Source organism: Geomonas paludis, assembly GCF_014193585.1.
Lineage (GTDB): Bacteria > Desulfobacterota > Desulfuromonadia > Geobacterales > Geobacteraceae > Geomonas > Geomonas paludis.
In genome coordinates, this window is sequence record NZ_BLXY01000001.1 from 124,870 (window position 1) to 146,879 (window position 22,010).

The window sequence follows — 22,010 nt, forward strand, 5'->3', positions numbered from 1 at the left end:
CCCGCTGTTTCACCTGTAATGCCACCCCACCTTGCTCCCGTCCCGCCGATCGATCCCCCCTCCCCTTGCGGGAGGGGGCCAGGGGGTGGGGGAAGGTGCCATCACTCCCGTATTCCTGCGGCTTCACCCACCCCCCTGCCCCTCCCGTCAAGGGAGGGGAGCTTAAAGCTGGGCGAATGATTATTCGCCCCTACAGTTGCACGTGATAGGCCTCTCCCACCAACTGCACCTGGTAGCGCTGCAAGGCCCGGTCGGCGGGGCCCTTCAGCACCTTCCCCTCGCGGTCGAACTCGGAGCCGTGGCAGGGGCAGACCAGACCGGCGGGGGTTACGTTAACCGTGCAGCCCAGGTGGGTGCAGACCAGGTTCAACGCGTAGACCTGCCCGCCCCGGTTCAGGACCGCGATGCGCGCCTCACGGTACACCAGTGCCCCGTCACGCGGGAGATCACCCCTGGCTACCGCTAGGAGGGTCTTCTTGCGCTTGCCGCGCGGGGTCAGGAACTTCCCCAGGAACCATCCGCCCGCCACCAGCGCAATCAGGGTGCCGAGGAAGGTTCGACGTGTTTGACCAAGCTCTGCCATTTTTCCAGGTAGGCCCTCCGATAGGCCGTGCTCTTGCGGGAAAGTTCCAGGTAGCGCCGCTGTGGGTAGAAGGAGCCGTTGGTCACCTGCTGGCCGGTCGCGTCCCAGAAAGAGGTCAGCGTCATCCCGTCGGCCTGCAGCTGGTAAATGCGGTCCTCCCCGGGCTCCCGCAGGAAGCGGCGCGGGTTGTCGTGGCACCCCTCGCACATGACGGTGCCGCGGCGTACGGTGTGGGGGAAAAAGGCTCTCCACCGGGCGGCCAGAAGCCGGTTCTCGTCCCAGACGGCGCGGTCGTTCCTCACATCGGTGAAGTAGGCGATGAACTCCGGCCTGATCGGGCTCACCTTGCCCCGTCCGTTCAACCCCAGCGGTGGCGCGTCCTGGCGCCGCAGATACGCACTTCTCAGGTACTCCTCGGCGCCCTGGTCCCGGCGCAGCCCGTAGAGCTCCTGCGAGGGGCTGTTGCTGAAGCGCAGGAAAAAGGTGCCGTACTCCTGCGCGGCCCAGGCCGCGTGACATGCCCAGCACTCCATCTTCTCCAGGTGCGCCGCGATGCGGTGTTCCGGCACGCTGCGCTTGGGCTCATGGCAATCCCGGCACCCCTTGGCCGCCTTGCGCCCGGCGGCGAGGCTCTTCATGGAGTGGCAGGCTCCGCAGGTAAGACCGGCCTCCGCGTGCAGGTCCGGGGTCATCTTCAGGTACGCCTCCCCATAGGCCACCTCGCCGCGCTGGTAGCGCATGCTGTCCTCGCGCGGCGCCATGCCGTAGTAGTCGGTCCCGACGAAGTACCCCTTGTGGCAGGCGAAGCAGTCGCGATCGCGGGGCTTGCCGATGTCATGCCCCTTGCCGGCGTGGCAGTCGGTGCACCCCTTGAGGTGGCAGGCGCCACAGTTGCGGGCGAAGAAGCGTGGATCGACCTTCCCGTAACTGGCGGCGACGAAGTCGAGTTCGGGGCGACGACTCCCCATGGGCTGATCGAAAAGCGCCGCGTATCCCTTGTGGCAACCGACGCAGCCGGCGGCGCGGCTCTCCCGCGAGGCAGGGTTGGCCAGGGTCCTGGTCTCGTCCAGGTGGCAGGAGAGGCAGGGAAGTCCCCGGTGCACCCCCTTCACCACCTTCTTGTGGCAGACGGTGCAGTTCTCCTTGCCTAAAGCGACGGTCGCGCTAAGGAGCAGGCACAAGGCGACGATGTAGCGCATCACTGAGCGCACCATGGTCCAGCTCCTTTCGATAGATAGGGTCGGCGGCCTTGTCGTGGCAGACCAGGCAGAGGTTCACCGCCAGGGCGCGGCGCACCTCGGCGCCGTTCAGGGGGCGGGAGTGCTCCCGGGTGATGGCCGAATAGGCCCGCACCTTCCCCTCCTGCAGGGTCAAAAAGCCGTCCAGCGGCTTGTCCGCCGACTGCTCGCAGATCATGGTCCCCTCGATGTTGCTGCCGGAGACCACGTGCTGGCCGAAGCCGAGGAAGGCGGGGTTGCCGTGGCACTCGCCGCAGCCGATCGCCTTCTTGCCGGTGTTGTGCGAGTAAAAGGGGGCGAAGCGAAGTTGCTGTTTGCCCTTGAAGCGCGCCACGTACTCGTCTTTGGAGAGGCTTCCGTCCGGCTCCACCACGCTCACGAAGGTCTGGCACCCCGGCGTGACCGTGGAGATCCTGCCGCGCTGGTTCAGGGCCAGCGGGAAGGGGTAGAGCATGCGGTAATCTTCCTTCTCGCTGAAGCGTCCCGGCGTCGGCACCCCCTTGACGTAGTCCATGGCGGACCGGGTCTTGTCGTAGCTGGTGTGGCAGCCGTAGCACTGGACCACGGTGCGGCTGTGGCAGGAGTAGCATTCCATCCGGCCGTGGCCGACCACGGTATGTTCTGGGGTGCCGGTGATGACCCGGCTTTTGAACAGCCTGCCGCTGCGCTTGCCCAGCACCCAGACCGCGCCGTCTTGGTAGAAGACGTTGGAGTAGGCGCGCCCCTTCGCGGTGAGAATCATCTTCATCCCCTGCCGCATCTGCATGCGGTAACCCCGGGACTCCCGCAGCGCCTCGTCGTTTTCGCTGGCGATCTCCCGGTAGCGCGGGGGCTTCACGCCGCCGTGGCAGTCCTCGCAGGCGATCTCGGTCTGCAGGTACATGTTGCGGTAGGAGTAGCCGTCCCCCATCAGGTCGCGCGAGGTGTGGCAGTCGATGCAATCCATGCCGGCGGCGAAATGGATGTCCGGCGCGATGTGGGTCAGGTTCCTGTTGCCGCTGGCCATGACCGCCCCCGGAAGGCCGAAGCGGGTCGGCACCAGGGAATTGCTGCCGTCGTTCAGCCCCTGGTAGGAGTAGGCGATGCGCCCGCTTCTGTTGTGGCAACGGGAGCAGACCTCGTTGCCCGGGAGGCGCTCCATGGCGTGGCTCGCCGCGTAGGGTCCCCTCCCCCGCACGGTGGCGTCGCCACCCCGGTACAGGGCGCGGTCGTTGTAAGGGAAGTGACAGGCGGCGCACCCGGAGGCGTGGCTGGCCCCGTAGACCTCCCCGCTCTCCCGCGCCACGTGGCACTGCGAACAGAACTTGCGGTACAGCTCACCGGAAACGTGGTCGAGTTCGGCCACCGGCTTGAGCCGTAGCGGCCTGCCGGCAGGATCGTAGACCTCACCGGCGCGACTGGCGAAGTCCCCCTCCTCAGGCCCTTCCCAGGTGAGACGGATGTTGCGGATCATTCCGGTCGTGGTGTACATCAGGCTCGACTGCACCCGGTCCAGTTGGTACACGTGGCAGGAGCCGCAGCTTTTGTCCCAGTGCTCGGGGGCGGAGGGATTGCTCTTACCCAGCATGCCGCGGTGGGCGGCTTCCTTTTGGGTGGCCCCGGCGTCCCCGCCGTGGCAGGCGACGCAGTCGTGGTGCGTGGCCGAGGCGTGCTCGATGCCGGCGTGGCAGGTGAGGCAGTTGTTGCCCGGCGCCCCCTGTGCACTGCACCCGGCGGCGAGAAGAGCAGCCAGCAGAGCGGCTTTGCGGGTAACCCCGGACCAGCCGCATGGCGCCACGGTCCCCGCCCCCGGAGGGGGAGGGCCAGGGAGGGGGAAATCCATCCCCCCCGCATCCTGCGTCCCCCCTCCCGGCCTCCCCCCTCCGGAGGGAGGAGCTGCGTATGTTTCTCGGTCTGTAGCCCTCATATCGCCCGCTGTCCGGTTTACTGAACTCCCGCGCATTATAGTCAAATTAAAACCATTCTCCAAAACCTTTCATGAGCGATGGACAAAAAAAGCCGGCATCGCGGTGGATGCCGGCCATAACAAACCAGGAACCGTCCTCTTTTTTGCTACTTTCCGCTCTTTGAGATGCTCACCGTCTTGGTGAACTCCTTCCAGACGAAGGGGTCGCCGTTGGGGGTGCCGAACGGGAGATAGGTGAGCTTCACTTCCACGTCCAGCTCGTAGGCGGCTGGCATCTCCACCGTTTTGCCGTTCACTTCCACCTCTTCCAGCGGGTAGAAGATCTCGAAGCGCTCCTTCACCAGTTTGCCCGGGGGAAGGCCGGTGTCCTCGATCAGGCCGCTCTTCTCGTAGGGGCCGCGCCCCATCCGGTCGCCGCGGGCCAGCTGCTGCGGCACCGGCATGTAGATCTTCTCCTGGTTGAACACTTCCTTGCCGTCCTTGGTCTTACCGAGTACCGACAGAACCAGTCGGTTGGGGGTCGGTCAGCCGTCGGGGATGGAATGGCCCGCCTTGTTGAGCATCTCGACCTTGACCACCGCCCTGGGCCTGATCTTGGCGCCGTCGCGCCAGTAGTACCCGAAGGCCTCGGCCTTGAACTCGACCGCCTTGTCGCTCATGGCCGCATCACGGTAGGACTGGATGTTGTGGCCCAGCTTGGAGTTCTTCATGTGGCAGTCCTGGCAGTTCTCCTGCCCCACCTCGGCCTTGTAGGCCCAGAGGTAGCTGCCGTACGAGGTGCAGCACTGGGTCGGCTCGTCCAGTTCCAGGTTCGGCCCCAGACCGTGGCACTGGCCGCACTGGATGGCCTGGTCCATGATCGGGCTCTTGGCCATCTTGGGGAACTGGTCCGAGGGATGATCGCCGTCCTTGGAACCGTAGACCACCCCCGCCTTGGGATAGCCGTCCTGCCACTTGTGGGTGATGGCGTTCCTGTTGTGGCAGACCAGGCAGTTGATGGAGACGCTTTTCAGCTTCTCCTCGAGCTTCTTGGCCCCCTCCTTGTCTTTCTTGGCCCGCGCCTCCTTCCAGCCGTAGAGGGTGGTGACCAGTTCCTGGGCCACCGAGTCCTCGGCGTCGGCCAGCTGCGGCAGGTGGCACTTGGCGCACCCCATCAGGTGCTCCACCTTGACGTCCTTGGGGCTCTTCACCCCCGAGTACGGCTCCTCCATCAGGCCGTTCTCGATGGTGGTCATGATGGTCATCGCCGTGCGCGCCGTCCCGAAGAGGGAGCGCGAGTGGATCGACTTGGAGGCCTGGTCATGCTGCTCCTGGTGGCATTCCACGCAGGGGCTCGAATCGTACATCCTGGCCAGCTCGGCGAGCGTCTTCGCCTTGCCCGATTTGGCCGCGATGGTCTCCTGCCAGCCGATGCCTGCTTTTCCCGCAAAAGAGGGTGCCGTCAGCACCCCTAAAACAAGGGCGGCGGCAAGGCCACCCCGCATAATCAGTGGGTTCATGGATACTCCCGTTCAACCGATGATCTGCGACTGCGGGCGCCCCGCTTTTACGGGGCGCCCTTTGCCTCAGCAACCCTGAAGTTCGTCCCCTTCGCACTCCGTGAGCGACACCGGGGTGTCGACCTTCATCTTCTCCGCCTTGGCCTTGCCGAACTTGAGCGTCACCTCGTTACCCTGCACGGCCAGCACCTTGGGCGAGCCGCCGGCAGCCGAGACGGTGGCCCCTTTTTTCACGTAGGCCGGGGGAGCCGCCTCCAGGGTCACCGTGACCTGCTCACCCTCCACCTTGGTTACTTTCCCCTTCGCCGGTCCTGCCGCAAAGGCCGTTGCCGCCAGGCTCAGGGTCACCAGGGCAGCTGCCGCAATCCGCATCGATTTAGCAAACATCGCTTTTCCTCCTCTTGGCCGAGGGGGACTGGCACCTGGCGGAGCCAGTCCCCTTCGCTGTCTGTGGTTAGAAGATTACCTGGAGCTGGGTCACGTAGGTCATGAACTCCTCGGTCCCGTCGGCCGTGGTACCGCTGCCGTTGCGGAAACCGGTGGAGTTCGCCTCGAAGCTGAGCTTCAGGTTCTGGTCGCGCAGGTAATAGTTCATGCCGCCGCCGGTCCAGAAGACGCGCTGATCGTAGATGCCGTTCAGGCTGGCGAATTTCCAGTTCTCGTGGCGCACGAAGAGCTGCAGCGGGATGTTGGGGAGCATGTAGCCGGCCTTCACGTAGTAGCCGTTCTTCTCCCCGTTGATGCCCATCACGTTGGCGTCGGGATTGTCGCCCAGGTAGGCGTTGTCGAGATCGACCTTCTCGTAGGCGCCGGAAGCGGTGAAGGTCCCCAGCCCCTCGACCGGGTACTCCACGAAACCGTCGAAGGTCCAGGCCTTGTAATCCTTCTTTCCGGTCCTGGCGACGGTGTCCGCGTAGGCGATGTCAGGCTCGAACTGGTACGCCGCGCCGATGGTGGCGACCTTCTTCTTGCCCAGGTAGGTCCCCTTGTAGCCGTAGTCGTTTTCCGGGTCGAGCAGCGTCACGTGGGCGCGCGCCGAGTAGCGGAAGTTCGAGGCGGGGGCGGTGTCGCCGGAGACAGCCTTGCGTCCTTCCATGGCGTCCAGGCGGTACTGGAACATGTCGTTGAAGAGGTTGCCCCAGACGGCCACGCCGGTGTCGCGGGTGGTCACGTAGGGGGCGCGGATGAAGAGCGAGCGGTCCAGGGTGAGCGGCGCCTCGCACGCCTCCAGGTTCTCGCGCGAGAGGTTGTACTTGAACTTGCCCACGTTGATCCGGAACGCGTTGTCGAGCTTGAAGCGGACCACCGCGTCCAGGAGCTGGAAGTTGGAGCCCTGGTTCTCGGACGCCACGTCGAGCGGGGTCAGGTTCTGGTCGTCGGTGTACTCGGTCTGCACGTAAATGGACATCATGTCGCCGTACTTGCCCATGAGGGCCAGGCGGTTACGGCGGAAGTTGAAGTTAGCCGTGGTGTCCTCGTTGTTATCGCCCGAGCCGATGTCGCGGAAGGTCATCTGGAACTGGCCCTTGTAGTCCAGCTGCAGCGCCCCTTCGTCATTGGGGCCGAAGGTCATTTTGGGTCCTGCATATGCGGTTGTGCTGGTCAGAGCAAGCCCGAGCAGGGCAGCACAAACGGTCTTGTTGATATTGATCATGGTCGTCTACTCCCTATGTGGTCGATTGATGATCCGAAAGCTGCCTGTGCCGCTAGCAGCCGCCTCCGCCGCCGGAGGTGCCGCTGCCGTTGCTGGTAGTGACCGGGCTGTGGTAGGCCGCGTCCGCATCTTCGATCTGGTTGCCGGTTGCGTAGGTCGGCTCGGGGCTCAAAAGGCGCGTGTTGTAGGTGACGATGGCGCGCCCGGCATCGATGTTGTAGGTGCGCGAATCGGTCAGGGCGGTGGTATCCCAGATGGAGCCTACCGCGAGCTTGCCCCCGGCGTTGACCAGGGTGGCGCCCACCTTGTCCGAACTGGCCATGAGCCCCCACTGTCCCCAGGAGCCGTCGTACCAGATCGCCTTCATGGCCCCGGCGGTTGTCTCGTTGTAGTAGGCATAGCCGTCGATGGCGAAGAAGAGTACCGAGGCGATGTTGCCGGCGCGGCAGATGGTGTAGACCGAGGTGCGACCGGCGGGAATGGCCAGCGCCGTCTTGACCTCGTCCACGGATTTGAACTTGCCGGCGGTGTGCAGCAGGGTGTGCGCCTTGTTGCGCCCGCCGTGCACGGCGCCCTCGAAGACCACGTACTTGGTCGGGGTCGAGGTGTCGATGAGGTCGGAGGTGGGGCCGGCGGGAACGTCCGTGCTCCTGCCGTCGATGAAGTCGTTGCTGGCGGTCCCCGCGGTTACCGCGGCGATCATGTCGGAGAGGGAGGCCCTCAGGTCCGGCTTGACGCGGTTGATGCTGTTGGGGGTCACCACATAGCTCGACCTGGCGATGGTGGGCTTGTCGAAGACCAGCGGCAGGCCGGCGGCCTTCCAGGCCTTGTTGCCGCCGTTGAGCACCTTGAGCCTTTCCTTGGGGAAGCCCCAGTAACGGAACACGGTGTAGCCGCGGGTAAGGTTCCACGGCGACGCGCTTTCCGCCTCGGACGTGGTAAAGACGATGGTGGTGTTGGCGTCGATGCCGGTGCGCTGGATCAGGGTGTCCATGGTGGTGCCGTCGGGAACCATGGCGCCGGTGTACATGGGGCCCTCAACGCGTGTCTGCGCCAGCTCGGCATTGAGGCCGACGCTCTGGGAACCGGGGATGTGCCCCAGGTCGTAGTTGGTTGCCGTCCCGTCGACCTGGAGGACCACCACCCGGTCGTAACCGCCGGCCTTGTTTACCTTCCCCTCGGTGATCCACTGGTTCAGTTCAGCGGGTTCGATCAGCGCGGTTGCAGTTTTGGTCGTGGTAATCCCCTTGGCGGGGCTGTCATAGCTGGTATCACCGCACCCCCAGATGCTGAGAACCGCGACGGCGATCAGACCGAGCAGCGAGAACAGCAGCACCCTGCTCTTTTGCATCATCTTTTCCGACATACAACCTCCTTTGGATTGGCTGAAATATGGCTTCCAACAGTTCTTAGAGTTCCCGTCCTCCTTTCTCATTGATGAGCACAGTCAAAGCCCACACCGGCAAAAGTTAAAATATTTTCGTTTTCTGTCAAGAATGTGACTTTGGTAAGTCAAGATGCTGAGAGATAGACAGAAGCACTGTCAAACGTTGCCACGGCAAAGGGGCTGATCCTGTTACCGTGTCGCAAACTATCGACGTACAATTGCTTTTGGGCGAAAGGCCGACAGAAGGACGGCTCCCAAAGGTACTGTCGCTTCTTCGCAAGATGGGGCGAACTACTCAAGTGAAAGTTTTTCATGCCCCTATGCATAACACGCATGGTAATTAAACTTGCTTAACCATCTTTTTTGATTCAATGGTTTTTTTCGACATTCAGTGTTGCAATTAATATAAGAATTTTGCAATATGCACAAACGACATATTCTCACACAACCTATGCGTGTTACGCATCGCCGGCAGCGTCGAGACCAGACACATGGATTTCACCAACCTGAAGACCCTCGTAGTTTCGGTCGAATGTGGCAGCTTCTCCAAAGCGGCCGACATCCTCTGCGTGACGCAGTCCGCCGTTTCCCGCAGGATAAAGATCCTCGAGGACCACTACGGCCAACTCCTCCTGGACCGCTCCGGCATTACCCTCAAGCTGACCGCGGCCGGCCAGCTACTGGTCGAGAAGGCACGGCTGCTGCTCAAGATGGAGCAGGAATTCCTCCACGAACTCGAGCTGCTGGCGTGTAAGCGCAAGATCTCCTTCTGCTGCACCGCTCCCTTCGGCATCTCCTTCCTCCCCGATATCTTCACCCGCTTCATGTCGCGCAACTCCCAGACCAGCGAACTGAGCTTCGTCTTCGACATGCCGGAAGGGGCCCTGAAGGGGCTCAAGGAGAAGCTTTACGACCTGGTGCTGATCGAATTCTGCGAGGACCTGAACCTCGACGAGTTCGCGGTCTACCCGCTGCCAGACGACGAGATGGTCTTCGTGAGCAGGCCCGGCTTCGGCATCGACAACAAGGTGGTTACTGTCGAGACCATGCTCGGCCAGCGCCTGTACTGCAAGAAATCCGGCTGCTGCGCCCGTCGCTTCCTGGAAAAGAGCATGCACGCCATCGGCCGCGACGCCGCCGAGTTCCGCAACACCGTCTACTTCGACGACATCCCCTTCATCATCAAGGCTGTCCAGGCCGGAGAAGGCGTCACCTTCATCTCCCGCAGCGTGGTGGCTTCCTACCTGGCCGAGGGATCGCTGGTCAGTCACCACGTCGAAGGGTTCGCCCCGTCCCGGCCGCGGCGCCTGGTCCTGGAGAAGAACCGCAACCTCGACCCGACGCTGTTCGACCTCATCGAGGGGATCTTCCACCGCTTCTCACTCACCCCGCCCGCGGAACTGACACCGCGCTGAATCCCTTCCCCTCTCTTCTCCTCTCGTTCTCTTGCTGCTTCCGCCCTACTTCCACCTACCATGTCCGCTCCGCACTTCCTTTCAAAAAAATTAGTGGTAGCATATTAAACTTCATTATCTCCACCCTCTCTGCGTCCCCATTATCGCGGGGAAGCCCACCGGGCGGGTGCAGCCATCTCTGGACAAGGGGGACTTTTCACATGAGTGGAACCAGGAAAACCATGGACGGCAATACCGCCGCTGCGCACGTCGCCTACGCGCTCAGCGAGACCGCGGCCATCTATCCGATCACCCCATCCTCGACCATGGGGGAAGTGGCCGACGAGTGGGCGGCGGAGGGACGCAAGAACGTCTTCGGACAGGTCCTGAACATCAAGGAACTGCAATCCGAGGCCGGGGCCGCGGGCGCCGTGCACGGCTCGCTGGCGGCGGGGGCGCTCACCACCACCTTCACGGCGTCGCAGGGGCTGTTGCTCATGCTCCCCAACATGTACAAGATCGCCGGCGAGCAGCTCCCCGGCGTGTTCCACGTTTCGGCCCGCGCCATCGCCACCCACGCCCTCTCCATCTTCGGCGACCACCAGGACGTCATGGCGGCGCGCCCCACCGGCTTCGCCCTGCTCTGCTCGTCGTCGGTCCAGGAGGTGATGGACCTGGCCCTGGTGGCCCACCTGGCCGCCCTGGAGGCGAGCCTCCCCTTCCTGCACTTCTTCGACGGTTTCCGGACCTCGCACGAGGTGCAGAAGATCGAGGTGATCGACTACGAGGACATGGGCCGCCTGGTGAACCACGACAAGCTGGCCGCCTTCCGCAGCAAGGCCATGAACCCCGAGCACCCCGAGCTGCGCGGCACCGCACAAAACCCCGACATCTACTTCCAGGGGCGCGAGCGCGCCAACCCGTTCTACCAGGCGCTGCCGCAGGTGGTGACCGAGACCATGGAACGGGTGGGACAGCTGACCGGGCGCCACTACCGCCTCTTCGACTACATCGGCCACGCCGAGGCGGACCGGGTCATCATCACCATGGGCTCCTCGTGCGAGACCTGCGAGGAGGTGGTGCAGTACCTGAACGGGCAGGGCGAGAAGGTGGGGCTGGTCAAGGTGCGCCTGTACCGCCCCTTCGACGCGGGCGCCCTTCTGTCCGTCATCCCCTCCACCGCCGGGAAGATCACGGTGCTCGACCGCACCAAGGAGCCGGGTTCCCTGGGCGAGCCGCTCTACCAGGACGTCTGCACGGCGCTTATCGAGCGCGGCGGCGAGATGCCGGAACTCTACGCCGGACGCTACGGCCTGGGCTCCAAGGAATTCCGCCCGGTGCACGTGAAGAGCATCTTCGACAACATGGCCGGCCGCCCCGGCAAACGCCACTTCACGGTGGGCATCACCGACGACGTGAGCGACAGTTCGCTGCCGGTCGAGGGCGCCCTCTCCACCACGCCCGAGGGGACCATCCAGTGCCGTTTCTGGGGCATGGGGGCCGACGGCACCGTCGGGGCCAACAAGGCGGCCATCAAGATCATCGGCGACAACACCGACCTCTACGTGCAGGCCTACTTCTCCTACGATTCCAAGAAGTCCGGCGGCATCACCGTTTCGCACCTGCGCTTCGGGGAGAGCCCCATCCAGTCCACCTACCTCGTCGACGCCGCCGATTTCATCTCCTGCCAGAAGGCGCCCTACGTGCAGATCTACGACCTCCTGGAAGGGATCAGGGACGGGGGCACCTTCCTGCTCAACTCCCCCTGGAACACGGTGGAGGCGATGGAGGCGAACCTGCCGGCCAGCATGCGCCGCGCCATCGCGCAGAAGAAGGTCCGCCTGTACAACGTGGACGCCATCAGCATCGCCCAGTCGGCAGGTCTGGGCGGGCGCATCAACATGATCATGCAGACCGCCTTCTTCAAGCTCTCCGGCGTGCTCCCCTTCGAGCGGGCCGTGGAGCTTTTGAAGGACTCGATCCGCAAGGAGTACGGCCGGAAAGGTGACCAGGTGGTTGAGATGAACCTGGCCGCGGTCGATTTGGCCGTGCAGAGCCTGGTCGAGATCTCCTATCCCGACTCCTGGCGCGACGCCGACGACGAGCGCGGCACCGACTTCCGGCTCAAGCAGCCGATGCCCGACTACATGCGCGACATGGTCTTCCCGATCCTGCGCCAGAAGGGCGACGACCTGCCGGTCTCCTCCTTCACGCCGGACGGGGTCTTCCCCTTCTCCACCGCGCGTTACGAAAAAAGGGGCGTCGCCATCAACGTCCCCGAGTGGATCAAGGAAAACTGCATCCAGTGCAACCAGTGCGCCTACATCTGCCCGCACGCCACCATCCGCCCCTTCGTCGCCTCCGAGCAGGAACTGACCGGCGCGCCGGCGACGTACGAGACCATCCCCCCCAACGCCCGCGAGTACAAGGGGATGGGCTTCCGCATCCAGGTCTACACCCTGGACTGCATGGGGTGCGGCAACTGCGCCGACATCTGCCCCGCCAAGGTCCCGGCGCTGGTGATGAAGCCGATCGACACCCAGTCCGCGGTGCAGGAGGAGAACCGCAAGTTCGCCGAGACCCTCTCCCCGAAAGGGCACCTGGTGAAGCGGACCACGGTGATCGGCAGCCAGTTCCAGCAGCCGCTCCTCGAATTCTCCGGCGCCTGCTCAGGCTGCGGCGAGACCCCGTACGCCAGGATCATCACCCAGCTCTTCGGCGAACGCATGATGATCGCCAACGCCACCGGCTGCAGCTCGATCTGGGGCGCCTCGGCGCCGGTCTCCCCGTACTGCGCCAATGCCGACGGCCACGGCCCGGCCTGGAACAACTCGCTCTTCGAGGACGCCGCCGAGTTCGGCTTCGGCTACCACATGGCCGTGTCGCAGCGCAGGCAGCTGTTGGCCGACCAGGTGCGCCGCGCGGTGCACAGCCTGCCGGAAGGGGAGCTCAGGGAAGAACTGGAAGGGTGGCTCTCCGGGATGATGGACCCGGAGCTGTCCCGGCGCCACGGCGACCGGTTGAAGGAACTGCTCGGCAAGGCCGGGGACAACGAGCTGCTGCAGCAGATTGCCGCATCGGCGGACCTGTTCACCAAGAAGTCGATCTGGATCTACGGCGGCGACGGCTGGGCCTATGACATCGGCTTCGGCGGCCTGGACCACGTCATCTCCACCGGCGAGGACGTGAACCTCCTGGTGATGGACACCGAGCTCTATTCCAACACCGGCGGCCAGTGTTCCAAGGCGACCCAGTTGGGCGCCATCGCCCGTTTCGCCGCCTCCGGCAAGCGGACCTCCAAGAAAGATCTGGGGCGCATGGCCATGACCTACGGCTACGTCTACGTCGCCTCCATCGCCATCGGCGCCGACAAGAACCAGACCCTCAAGGCGATCACCGAAGCCGAGGCCTACCCCGGCCCGTCGCTCATCATCGCCTACTCGACCTGCATCAACCAGGGGCTCCGCAAAGGGATGGGGAAATCGATCGAGGAGAGCCAGCTGGCCGTGAAGTGCGGCTACTGGCCGCTGTACCGCTACAACCCGCTTCTGAAGCGGGACGGGAAAAACCCGTTCATCCTGGAGTCGAAGAAGCCCGACGGCTCGCTCGCCGAGTTCCTCTCCGGGGAGGTGCGTTTCCAGGCCCTGGAAAAGCAGAACCCGGAAGTGGCCCGGCAGTTGCGCGAGCAGATGGAACAGGAGGCGCTGGAGCGGTTCCGGATGTTCCGGGACCTGGCCGACTGGCAGCCCAGCAAAGGGGACGTCCCCAAGGAAGGGGGGAGAAAGCACGACCATGTCCCCGCCGCCGCGGGAGCGACCGAGGAGCCCGCGCCGGTCTGCGTCAGCGCGACCAGCGACCCGCGCTACAGCCGCCCCGGCCAGCCCGAAGACGAGTGCGACGACGGCCGGGCGGGCATCGACAAGAACATCAAGGAATGAGGATGGCAAGAGCGGAAAGGGACTGGCTCCGTAGGTGCCAGGCCCTCTAGCGGAACGCTCCATTTGTGCTCAGCCACCTTACCCAAACTGGCACCTCCCCCCCATCTTACCAATGCCCTAGGGGGACAGGCACCTGGCGGAGCCTGTCCCCTCCTTGATCTCGTTCCCAAGGTCCACCTTGGGAACGCAAAGCCTCTCCGAAGTGCCAACTTCCCTCGGATGCAAAGCTGGAGCTTTGCGCCATATAGGGTTCCCAAGCTGGAGCTTGGGAACCAGGGGAAATCCCCCCTAGGGGGACAGGCACCTGGCGGAGCCTGTCCCCTCCTTCTCCAGGGTGCTCGCGGCGAACAGCACCGCCGCCGCGAGGCCGATCCAGCCGGCGGCATGAAAGACGGCGGTCAGCCCGAAACGACTCTGCAGCCATCCCCCGAGCAGCGGTCCCACCACGAATCCCGCATTCAGTGCAGCATTGAAGATGCCTATCGCCAACCCCGTCCCGTGACGCTCCCCCTGTTCCAGAAGAAGCGCGGTGCTGGCAGGCTGCGACAGCACGCTGCACAGCCCGATCCCGCCCCCCAGCATGAGCACCTGGTGAAACCCCTGGGCCACGGGAATCAGGAAGTAGAGCAGCGATACCGAGATCCCTCCCAGAAGCACCAGGGCTTTACGGGGCAGTCGGTCCGAAAGCCGGCCTACCGGTCGCAGCAGTGAACTGATGACCACGGTGCTGGAAGCGAGCACCATGCCGGTCTGGGTACCGGTGAGCCCCAGACGCGCATCCAGGAGGATGGGGAGAAAACCCGCCAGGAGCGAGATTCCGCACCCCCTGCCGAAGATGAAGGCCAAAAGCCCACCCATGCTGCCGTGGCGCGCCACCTCCAGTGCGGCAGGCAAGGCGAGACCGGATTGTCGCCTGCTGGCGGGCCTTGCCGTATGAGGCTGGGCCGGTATCTGCCACAGGGCGAGTGCCAGGGCGAACACGCACAGCAGTACCAGGCTGACGAAGATGCCATAAAAGCCCCAGACATCGTGCAGCACCCCGCCCAGCAGCGGCCCGACGCCGACGGCAAGATAGAAGGAGATGTCAAAGGTCCCGGCCGCGCGTCCCTCACCTTTGCGGCCGCCCACCACCGCAACCAGGGAGAGCATCACCGGCCTGAACATGGCGCACGATGCTCCCTGAAGCAGTCGCAACAACGCGATGAGGGTGAGTTGGGAACAAAAGAGGTAGCCAAGTGAGACGAGAAGATAGAGCGTGAGGCTGAGCGTGGCGGCACGGCGGGCGCCGATGCGATCGACGCAGGCCCCCATGACGGGACTCAAAGCGATCTTCGACAGGGAGAAAAGCAGCAGTGGCAGCCCCAGCAGGACGCCGCGTCCGCCGAGGGAAAAAAGGTAGGTGGAAAAGAAGGCGTCGGCGATGCCGAAACCGAGGCTGGTGGCGAAGTTGATCAGAAACAGCGACTTGAACAGCTTTCCATTCTTCATGTCGGCGTCCTTGCGGGGCAGTTGCCCCCCTCCCCTTGCGGCTTCACCCACCCCCCAGCCCCCTCCCGCCTTCGCGGACCGAAGCGCTACGGCGCGCAGGCCCGTCAAGGGAGGGGGAGCCCCGGGCCCGAAATGCCGCTGAGCCATGGTGAAGCGCCCTGCGCTTGGCAACGCATGGCGCTTCTTTTGTTACGGGTTCCCCCCTACTTCTCTTTCTTGATGAAGCTCGCCGCGTTGCTGCCGGCGATCCTGCCGAAGACCACGGTGTCCGTGATGGCGTTGCCGCCCAGGCGGTTCCAGCCGTGCACGCCGCCGGTCACCTCGCCCGCTGCGTAGAAGCCGGTGACCGGGTTGCCGTCCTTGCCGATGACCTGCGCCTCGGTGTTGATCTTCACGCCGCCCATGGTGTGGTGGCGCCCCGGCTTGACCCAGATGGCGTAGTACTTCGGCCCGTCCACCGGGCGCGGGATGTCCTGACGCTGGAATTCCGGATCCTTTTTCGCCTCGAAGGCCTTGTTGTAGGCAGTTACCGTGGCGGTGAGCGCATCGGCCGGCACGCCCATCTTGGCAGCGAGGGCGGCGATGCTGTCCGCCTGCTGCACCAGCCCAAGGGTGATGTAGCCGTCGATCTGGACGTTGCTCTTGCGGATGCTCTCGCCCAGCACCAGGAAGGCCGACTTCTCAGGCTGCGCCAGGATGGCGGCGGAGGCCTTGTCGCGGGTGGTCAGTTCGTTGACGAAGCGCTTGCCGGCATGGTTGACCAGGATGGCGCCGCTGCCGCGCACCGTTTCCGACACGAGCACCTTGGTGTCGCCCCCCATGGTCGGGTGAATCTGGATCTGTTCCATGTCGATGAGCTTGGCGCCCGCTTTTTCGGCGAGGAACATCCCTTCGCCGGTTGCCCCGGGCTGGTTGGAGGAGGCGGTTTCCCTGAACTGCGGCTTGTACGAGCCGACCAGCTCGTTGTTGGCGGCAAAGCCCCCCGCGGTGTCGATCACGGCCTTGGCGTTGATGGTGTACACGCCGCTGTGCTTCCCCTTCACCTGCACGCCGGTGACGCGCCCCTTGCCGTCGGAGAGGATCTGCACCACCTCGGAGTTGACGCGGACGTCGAGGTTGCGCTTGGCCGCATTCTCCCGGTACACCTTGATCAGGTGCGGTCCAACCGCGGCCCCGCCCACGGGACGGTGGGTGCGGTCGACCGCGACGCCGCCCGAACGGACCAGGTCGGTCATGTCGGCACCGAGGGAGACCAGGAAGTCCACCGCATCGGCGGATTTGTAGGCCAGCACCTTGACCAGCTCGGGATCGTTCTTGTCACGCCCCCCCTTCATGGTTTCCTTCACCATCTCGGCCGGGTCGTCGTGCATGCCGAGCCGCTCCTGGTAACGGGTCCTGGCCGCGTTGATGCCGCCTGCCGCCAGCATGCTGTTGCCGCCGGTGATGGGCATCTTCTCCAGCAGGATCACCCTGGCCCCGGCGTCGTGGGCGGTGATGGAGGCTACGTATCCCGATCCGCCGGCGCCGATGACGACCACGTCGGTGGACTCGACCCGGTTCGATTTGAGGTCCTTCTTGCCGGGGGCCGATTCCTGCACCCACTTCTTGTCGGTCGATTCCTTTTCCGTCCCCATGGCTGGGATCTTCATGGCGAAGCTGTGGCAGTAGTTGCAGTACGCCTTGGAGGCGGCGTGCCCCTTGTGGCAGGCGGTACAGTTGGTTTCGCCCAGGTGCGAGTTGTGCGGGTTGATGTGCTCCTTGGTCTTCGCGGCGAGGTCGGCGAAGCCGCCGTGGCACCCCTTGCAGTTCTTGTTCAGCGCCGTCTCGCTGTCGTCGACGGCAAGGGATTTGCCGTGGCAGTCGGCGCAGGTGACCTGGTTCTTCTTGTGCACCCCGGAGAGGAAGGAGCTCTTGGATGAGTCCGCCCCCGAGGCCGCGGATGCCGCGATGAGCAGGGCCGCAGAGAGCAGCAGTGCCGGTACGATAGTTTTCCGTGTCATATTTTGTCTCCTGTTAGTACGTCGTCATTGTCCTGACCAAGCCCTAGAAGAGCAGCTGCACCTGGGCGCGCGCCACGAGGTCGTCAACCTGCCCCTTGTAGATGTGGCGGTTGCCGACGTCGCCCTGGATCTTCAGGTTGTTGCCGTAGAAGAAGTAGTTGACCGCCCCCTGGATCTCCGAGATGGAATCGCTGGACACCTGGCGGTTGGGATCCATCCACGCGTAACGGAGGGCCAGTTCCAGGCGCTGCGGTATCACGAAGTAGCCGGCCTGGACGTATCCGCCCCTGGCGATCAGTTCCTTGCCGGAGGTTTCACCCACCGCCTTGCCCCAGAAGTACTCGCCCTGCATCGACGCGCCCAGCCACTTGCAGGCGAAGTCCGCTTCCCAGGAGTCGACGCTGATGTCCTCGGCAGCCTTGGTGCCGAAGTATTTCCCTTTTACTGCCGTACCGAGCCAGCCGTTGGCGTCGGTTACGAAGTTGGAGTTGTTGTTGTCGATGGCGGAAGTCGCCGTGGCGCCGGTCCCGGAGACGGTCTTTTTCACGGTATTGAGGTAGTAGCTGCTACCCAGCGAGACCAGGGGCTTTTGCGAGTATTCGAGGTCCCCCTCGCCGTATTTCATGTCGCCCAGCGGGTTGAAGGTCAGCCTGAAGTTGTACGCGTTGTCGCCGGTTTTGTTCTTTGTGTTCTGGCCGGCCCCGCCGAAGACGCCCGCATCGTACTTGACCAGCCCGGTCCAGAGGTCGCCGTGCAGGTTGATGCCGGTGTCGTACCCCTGCATGAAGGCGTTCCTGACGAAGGAGCCGTCCACGAACTGCTGCGCGGTGTTGGAGGTGATCCACTGCCTGGAGTACTGGATCTTCTCCTGCCCCAGCATCACCTGCAGTTCGTCGGCGACCCGGTACTTCATGTTCACCTCTTCCATCGCCTTGGAGTTCTCCTTGACCACGTTGGACCAGTTGTAGGTCGCCTTGTAGGTGAGGTCCTTGGTGAAGGCGTAACCACTCAGGAGAGTCTTGACGCGACGCAGGTTGAACTGGCTCACGTCCTGCTTGTTGGCCACGTCGTAGTTGTCCAGTTCGTACTGGGCCTGGATCTGGCCGCCCAGCTGCAACTGGAACTTCTGGTCCGGCGAGGTGAGGACGAAGCCCTTGCCCAGCTTGTAGTCGTAAGGCTTGGACTTGGAAGCTTCCTTGTACTCCGCCTCGGTGATGACACCTTTCTCCTTCAGGATATCCTCCAGGCTCTTCGCCTGGGCATCGTGCCCTACAGCCATTGCCGCCAGAAAACCTGCCATCGCCACTGCCGCTTTCTGATTCATGATCTTCTCCTTCGGTATGTTGGGGCGCAGGCCCCGTGATTGCTCTTGAACTCATTAGAGCAGGATCGATACCAAAGGCGAAATAAGCCTTAACACACTGATATTGCACGGGAATTTGCTTTGAGGAGTGCGGCAACGACTATAGACTCAGGCTATGGGACTTCCGGGGAGAAGGAGGGTTATGCGTGTGTTGACGGGGAGTTGCAGCGTTATTGCCGAAGTCTATAGCTATAGACTCCGGCAATAGGGGTTCAGCCGCGGGCCAGTTTCAGTCGTTTCCAGAGGGAGGGTTGGGAGATGCCCAGCAGCCGTGCCGCCAGTGTCTGGTTGCCGCCGGCGCGGTTCATGGCCTCTTCGAGGAGGTAATTGGCGGCATTGGCGAAGGTGGGCAGGGGCTCGAAGCCTGCAAAGGGGTTCTGGTCCGGCGCCCGTTCCGCAACGCCTCCACCGGCGCTGATCGCCTTGGCGAATGAATCCATGGAGAGCATGCGCTCCTTGTGGGTGCTGACCGCGTCGAAGACCATGGCCTTCAACTCGCGGACGTTGCCCGGGAAGCTGTAGGTGGACAGGAGCTGGACCAGCCCGGGGGGCGGCGTCGGCTTCTTTTTGCCCAGCGTGGCGGCAGCCTCCTCCAGGAACAGGTCGAGCAGGTACGGCAGGTCCCCCTTGCGGCTGCGCAGTGGCGGCACCTCCACGTGGTGGGTGCGCAGCCGGTAGAAGAGGTCGCGCCTGAAACTCCCTTCGGCCACTTTCGCCTCCAGGTTCTGGTGGGTCGCCACCACGACGCGCGCCTTCAGCCTCTTGGGCTGGTCGCTCCCCAGCGGGAAATACTCCCCTTCCTGGAGCAGCCGCAAAAGTTTCACCTGGGAGGCGATGCTCAGGTCCCCGATCTCGTCCAGGAACAGGGTGCCGTTGGCTGCCGCCTCGATCATGCCGCGGCGCACCCCTTCGGCCCCGGTGAAGGCGCCCCGCACGTGGCCGAACAGGGTGTCCGAAAAGACGGTGTCGTCGAGCCCGGCGACGTTCACGGCGACCAGCTCGCCCCGGCAACGGCTCAACCGGTGCGCGGCCTGGGCCAGCAGTTCCTTGCCGGAGCCGCTCTCACCGGTGATCAACAGCGGCAGCGGGCTGACGGCTACCGCCTCGATATAGGCGAAAAGGGCCTGCATGGTCCGGTCCGCGGTGCAGATGGCGGAAAACGCCTCCGGGTGCTGCAACTCGCAGGACACGAAGCGCCGCGCCATCTCCTTGTTGTCGCGTTGCAGTTCCAGGTGCTTGATGGCGCGCCCGACGCCGCAGACGATGCGCTCCTCGTCGTCGGTCTTGACGTAGTAGTCGTAGGCGCCGAGCTTCATGCAGTTGACCACCTTGCCCACCTGGTTCAGGCCGCTCACGACGATCACCGCTACCCCCGGATAACGCTCGGCGATCTGCACCAGGAGGTCCTCCCCCGATACGTGCGGCATGGTGAGATCGAGCAGGACCAGTCCGATCTCTCCACCGGCGAGGATATCCAGCACGTTGCGACTGTCGCTGCAAAGCTCCACGTTGGTGATGCCGGAGCTGCTCTCCAGCGCCAGCGACAGCGAGCGCAGCCAGGCCGGTTCATCGTCGACCAGCAGCACCTTGAAGCTTGGGTACAACTCACTGTCCATGTTCACTCCCTGCCACGGCAGCCGGCAGGGCCAGGGTGACCGTGGTCCCCTTGCCGAGGCTGGAATCAAAGCTGATTTCGCCGCCGTGGTCCTTGATGATGTTGGCCGAGATGGAGAGCCCCAGGCCGGTCCCCCCGCTCTCGCGCTTGGTGGTGAAGAACGGGTCGGTAAGGTGCTTCAGGTGCTCGGGCGAGATCCCGGTGCCCTCGTCGCGCACGGTGAGCATCACCCTGCCGGTAGCCGCGTCGTAGCTCGTCTGCAGGGCTATGGCGCGGGTGGGATCCGGCAGCGCCTGTCCCGCGTTCATGACCAGGTTCACCACCACCTGCTCCAGCCGTTGCTCGTTGCCGAACACCTGGGGCAACCCGTCAGCGTAAGAGGCGCTGAAATTGTTGGTGGACTTCCGCGTCGCCACGTCCACCAGCCGCACCGCCGTCTGCACCACGTGGTTGAAGTCGAGCAGCTCCTTGCGTGCCTCATCGTCCTTGCGGGCGAAGTTCTTGAGATCCTCCACCGTCTTCTTGATGCGCTGGGCCCCATCCTGCATCTCGTCCAAAATCAGCGGCACCTCCTGCCGCACCCTCTGATAGCGGATCCCTCCCAGGGTGAACTCCCCCTCTTCCTCCTGGTACCGGTCCAAAATCCTCTCGGCGTCCCGGAAAATCTTCTTCAGGGTCGGCATGTTCATCAGGATGATGCCGGTCGGGTTGTTGATCTCGTGGGCCACCCCCGAGACGAGGATGCCCAGCGCGGCCATCTTGTCGGCCTGCACCAGTTGCTGCTGGTTTCTCTGCAACTCGGCCAGGGCGTTGGAGAGCGACTCCGTGCGCTGTGCCACCTGGCGGCGCAACGAGTACGACCAGAACACCGTCGCCGCCAGGATCAGGGAGAGCGGGATCACCACCAGTGCCGCGTACTTCGCCACCGTGACCCACGACGTGCGCTGCGGTTCCAGCACCCCGATCCACTTGTCGTAGATCTGGTTGAACTCCCCGGTCTTCTTGAGGATGGAAAGCCCTTCGTTCATCTGGGCCACCAGTTCGGCGTTCCCCTTTTTCACCGCATAGCAGTAGTAACGCTGCGGCGCCACGTTGGTCGCCACCGGGACCAGGTTGGTGAGCTTCTCCTCGCGGATGATGTACATGGCCGGCAGCAGGGCCACCACGGCGTAGTCGCACCGGCCGGCCGCCAACTGCTGCAGGGTCTCCCGGGGGCTGTCGGTCAGCACCAGGTCCGGGTCGTAGTGCCGTTCCTGCAGGTAGCCGTGCATGCCGCCGCCACGGTGCACCAGCACCTTTTTCCCCTTGAGCTCTTCCAGGCTCTTGACGGCGGGTGTTCCCTTGCGTGCGAAGATGGCCTGAACGATGATGGAGTGCGGCGTCGAGAAATCGTATTCTTTCGCCCTCGCCTCCGAGTAGGAGAGCCCCTCGAGGATGTCGATGTCGCCGCGGTCCAGCTCTTTGAGGATCTTGCCGAAGTCGCCCAGCCGGATCTCGACCTGCAACCCCATGACGCGGGCGATGGCCCTGGTGAGGTCGACGATGTAGCCGGCGGGCTGCCCGCTCTTGTCGAGGAACTGGTAAGGTGGGTAGTTGCTGTTGCCGCCCACGACGATGACTCTCAGGTCGCGGCCGGATGTCTGTTCGGCGTACGCCCCGGGGACCGGCAGGCACAGAACGATCAGCAACAGTAGGATCCTGGTCAACATGGCAAGATGCTCCTGGGTGCAACAGGGTTCAGGTATTGCCAAAGCAAGGAGCACATCGGAGTGAAGGGGAGTTCGCGGCACTTATAACACCAGTGGTAACTTGGGGTCAAAGCAAATATCCTTCGCCTCGCCCGGTATGTCCTCTGCAGTGCCCAACCCCTTGCAAATCCCGCACACGCTGTGCGACAAAAAGGGTTCTTTCCCTTTAAACATATTGACATATATCTTTTTGAATG

General features: G+C 63.8%; 14 protein-coding genes. 2 read left to right on the top strand and 12 right to left on the bottom strand.

Going from position 1 to position 22,010, the window contains the following annotated elements; all coding sequences use genetic code 11:
• Positions 1-190: 190 nt before the first annotated feature.
• The 7 genes from H7687_RS00570 to extH all read right to left on the bottom strand — a co-directional run bounded on the left by H7687_RS00570 (position 191) and on the right by extH (position 8,246).
• Positions 191-583: a QcrA and Rieske domain-containing protein gene (locus tag H7687_RS00570; RefSeq protein WP_183344028.1), complete on the bottom strand. Its 393-nt coding sequence runs from the start codon at positions 581-583 to the stop codon at positions 191-193.
• Entirely contained in the window at positions 538-1,794 is a 1,257-nt protein-coding gene (gene extO, locus H7687_RS00575) for a selenite/tellurite reduction operon b-type cytochrome iron-sulfur cluster-binding subunit ExtO (RefSeq protein WP_183345976.1), read from the bottom strand. The genes H7687_RS00570 and extO overlap by 46 nt, the downstream gene beginning before the upstream one ends.
• Positions 1,748-3,643, bottom strand: a complete 1,896-nt coding sequence (extM, locus tag H7687_RS00580) for a selenite/tellurite reduction operon c-type cytochrome ExtM (protein ID WP_246404480.1) — start codon at positions 3,641-3,643, stop codon at positions 1,748-1,750. Before extM ends, extO begins: the two co-directional genes overlap by 47 nt.
• A 230-nt stretch (positions 3,644-3,873) precedes the next feature.
• Positions 3,874-5,211: a multiheme c-type cytochrome (seleno)protein ExtKL gene (gene extKL / locus H7687_RS00590; RefSeq protein ID WP_281376674.1), complete on the bottom strand. Its 1,338-nt coding sequence runs from the start codon at positions 5,209-5,211 to the stop codon at positions 3,874-3,876.
• 81 nt (positions 5,212-5,292) lie between these two features.
• Positions 5,293-5,613 carry a selenite/tellurite reduction operon protein ExtJ gene (extJ, locus tag H7687_RS00595; RefSeq protein WP_183344032.1) on the bottom strand — a complete coding sequence of 107 codons (321 nt, stop codon included), beginning with the start codon at positions 5,611-5,613 and terminating at the stop codon, positions 5,293-5,295.
• 67 nt (positions 5,614-5,680) lie between these two features.
• Complete coding sequence (gene extI / locus H7687_RS00600; protein WP_183344034.1) at positions 5,681-6,880, bottom strand: selenite/tellurite reduction operon porin ExtI; 1,200 nt, start codon at positions 6,878-6,880, stop codon at positions 5,681-5,683.
• A 52-nt stretch (positions 6,881-6,932) separates the two neighbouring features.
• Positions 6,933-8,246 (bottom strand): selenite/tellurite reduction operon rhodanese-like protein ExtH, encoded by a 1,314-nt coding sequence (gene extH, locus H7687_RS00605; protein WP_183344036.1) that lies wholly within the window; start codon positions 8,244-8,246, stop codon positions 6,933-6,935.
• Positions 8,247-8,758: 512 nt separating this feature from the next.
• Between extH and H7687_RS00610 the strand changes: the two genes are divergently transcribed.
• Positions 8,759-9,682 (top strand): LysR family transcriptional regulator, encoded by a 924-nt coding sequence (locus H7687_RS00610; protein ID WP_183344038.1) that lies wholly within the window; start codon positions 8,759-8,761, stop codon positions 9,680-9,682.
• A gap of 200 nt (positions 9,683-9,882) precedes the next feature.
• Positions 9,883-13,599, top strand: coding sequence for a pyruvate:ferredoxin (flavodoxin) oxidoreductase (gene nifJ / locus H7687_RS00615; protein WP_183344040.1), 3,717 nt, complete (start codon positions 9,883-9,885; stop codon positions 13,597-13,599).
• A 288-nt stretch (positions 13,600-13,887) separates the two neighbouring features.
• On the opposite strand, the gene H7687_RS00620 is transcribed toward nifJ, so the two are convergent.
• The 5 genes from H7687_RS00620 to H7687_RS00640 all read right to left on the bottom strand — a co-directional run bounded on the left by H7687_RS00620 (position 13,888) and on the right by H7687_RS00640 (position 21,774).
• Positions 13,888-15,087: an MFS transporter gene (locus H7687_RS00620; RefSeq protein ID WP_183344042.1), complete on the bottom strand. Its 1,200-nt coding sequence runs from the start codon at positions 15,085-15,087 to the stop codon at positions 13,888-13,890.
• Positions 15,088-15,290: 203 nt separating this feature from the next.
• Complete coding sequence (locus H7687_RS00625) at positions 15,291-17,087, bottom strand: flavocytochrome c (RefSeq protein ID WP_183344044.1); 1,797 nt, start codon at positions 17,085-17,087, stop codon at positions 15,291-15,293.
• A 43-nt stretch (positions 17,088-17,130) separates the two neighbouring features.
• The gene (locus H7687_RS00630) at positions 17,131-18,411 is read right to left on the bottom strand and encodes a porin (protein ID WP_183344045.1); all 1,281 of its coding nucleotides are present in this window, start codon (positions 18,409-18,411) and stop codon (positions 17,131-17,133) included.
• Positions 18,412-18,662: 251 nt separating this feature from the next.
• A complete protein-coding gene (locus H7687_RS00635; RefSeq protein WP_183344047.1) occupies positions 18,663-20,066 on the bottom strand; it encodes a sigma-54-dependent transcriptional regulator in 1,404 nt (467 codons plus the stop codon).
• Positions 20,056-21,774, bottom strand: coding sequence for a transporter substrate-binding domain-containing protein (locus H7687_RS00640; protein WP_183344049.1), 1,719 nt, complete (start codon positions 21,772-21,774; stop codon positions 20,056-20,058). The genes H7687_RS00635 and H7687_RS00640 overlap by 11 nt, the downstream gene beginning before the upstream one ends.
• Between the last annotated feature and the right edge of the window lie 236 nt (positions 21,775-22,010).

What these genes read in the sequence shown, in the direction of transcription:
- H7687_RS00570 (WP_183344028.1), bottom strand. Translation starts at nt 583, where the DNA reads ATGGCAGAGCTTGGTCAAACACGTCGAACCTTCCTCGGCACCCTGATT.
- extM (WP_246404480.1), bottom strand. Translation starts at nt 3,643, where the DNA reads ATGGATTTCCCCCTCCCTGGCCCTCCCCCTCCGGGGGCGGGGACCGTG.
- extJ (WP_183344032.1), bottom strand. Translation starts at nt 5,613, where the DNA reads ATGTTTGCTAAATCGATGCGGATTGCGGCAGCTGCCCTGGTGACCCTG.
- extI (WP_183344034.1), bottom strand. Translation starts at nt 6,880, where the DNA reads ATGATCAATATCAACAAGACCGTTTGTGCTGCCCTGCTCGGGCTTGCT.
- extH (WP_183344036.1), bottom strand. Translation starts at nt 8,246, where the DNA reads ATGTCGGAAAAGATGATGCAAAAGAGCAGGGTGCTGCTGTTCTCGCTG.
- H7687_RS00610 (WP_183344038.1), top strand. Translation starts at nt 8,759, where the DNA reads ATGGATTTCACCAACCTGAAGACCCTCGTAGTTTCGGTCGAATGTGGC.
- nifJ (WP_183344040.1), top strand. Translation starts at nt 9,883, where the DNA reads ATGAGTGGAACCAGGAAAACCATGGACGGCAATACCGCCGCTGCGCAC.
- H7687_RS00620 (WP_183344042.1), bottom strand. Translation starts at nt 15,087, where the DNA reads ATGAAGAATGGAAAGCTGTTCAAGTCGCTGTTTCTGATCAACTTCGCC.
- H7687_RS00625 (WP_183344044.1), bottom strand. Translation starts at nt 17,087, where the DNA reads ATGACACGGAAAACTATCGTACCGGCACTGCTGCTCTCTGCGGCCCTG.
- H7687_RS00630 (WP_183344045.1), bottom strand. Translation starts at nt 18,411, where the DNA reads ATGAATCAGAAAGCGGCAGTGGCGATGGCAGGTTTTCTGGCGGCAATG.
- H7687_RS00635 (WP_183344047.1), bottom strand. Translation starts at nt 20,066, where the DNA reads ATGGACAGTGAGTTGTACCCAAGCTTCAAGGTGCTGCTGGTCGACGAT.
- H7687_RS00640 (WP_183344049.1), bottom strand. Translation starts at nt 21,774, where the DNA reads ATGTTGACCAGGATCCTACTGTTGCTGATCGTTCTGTGCCTGCCGGTC.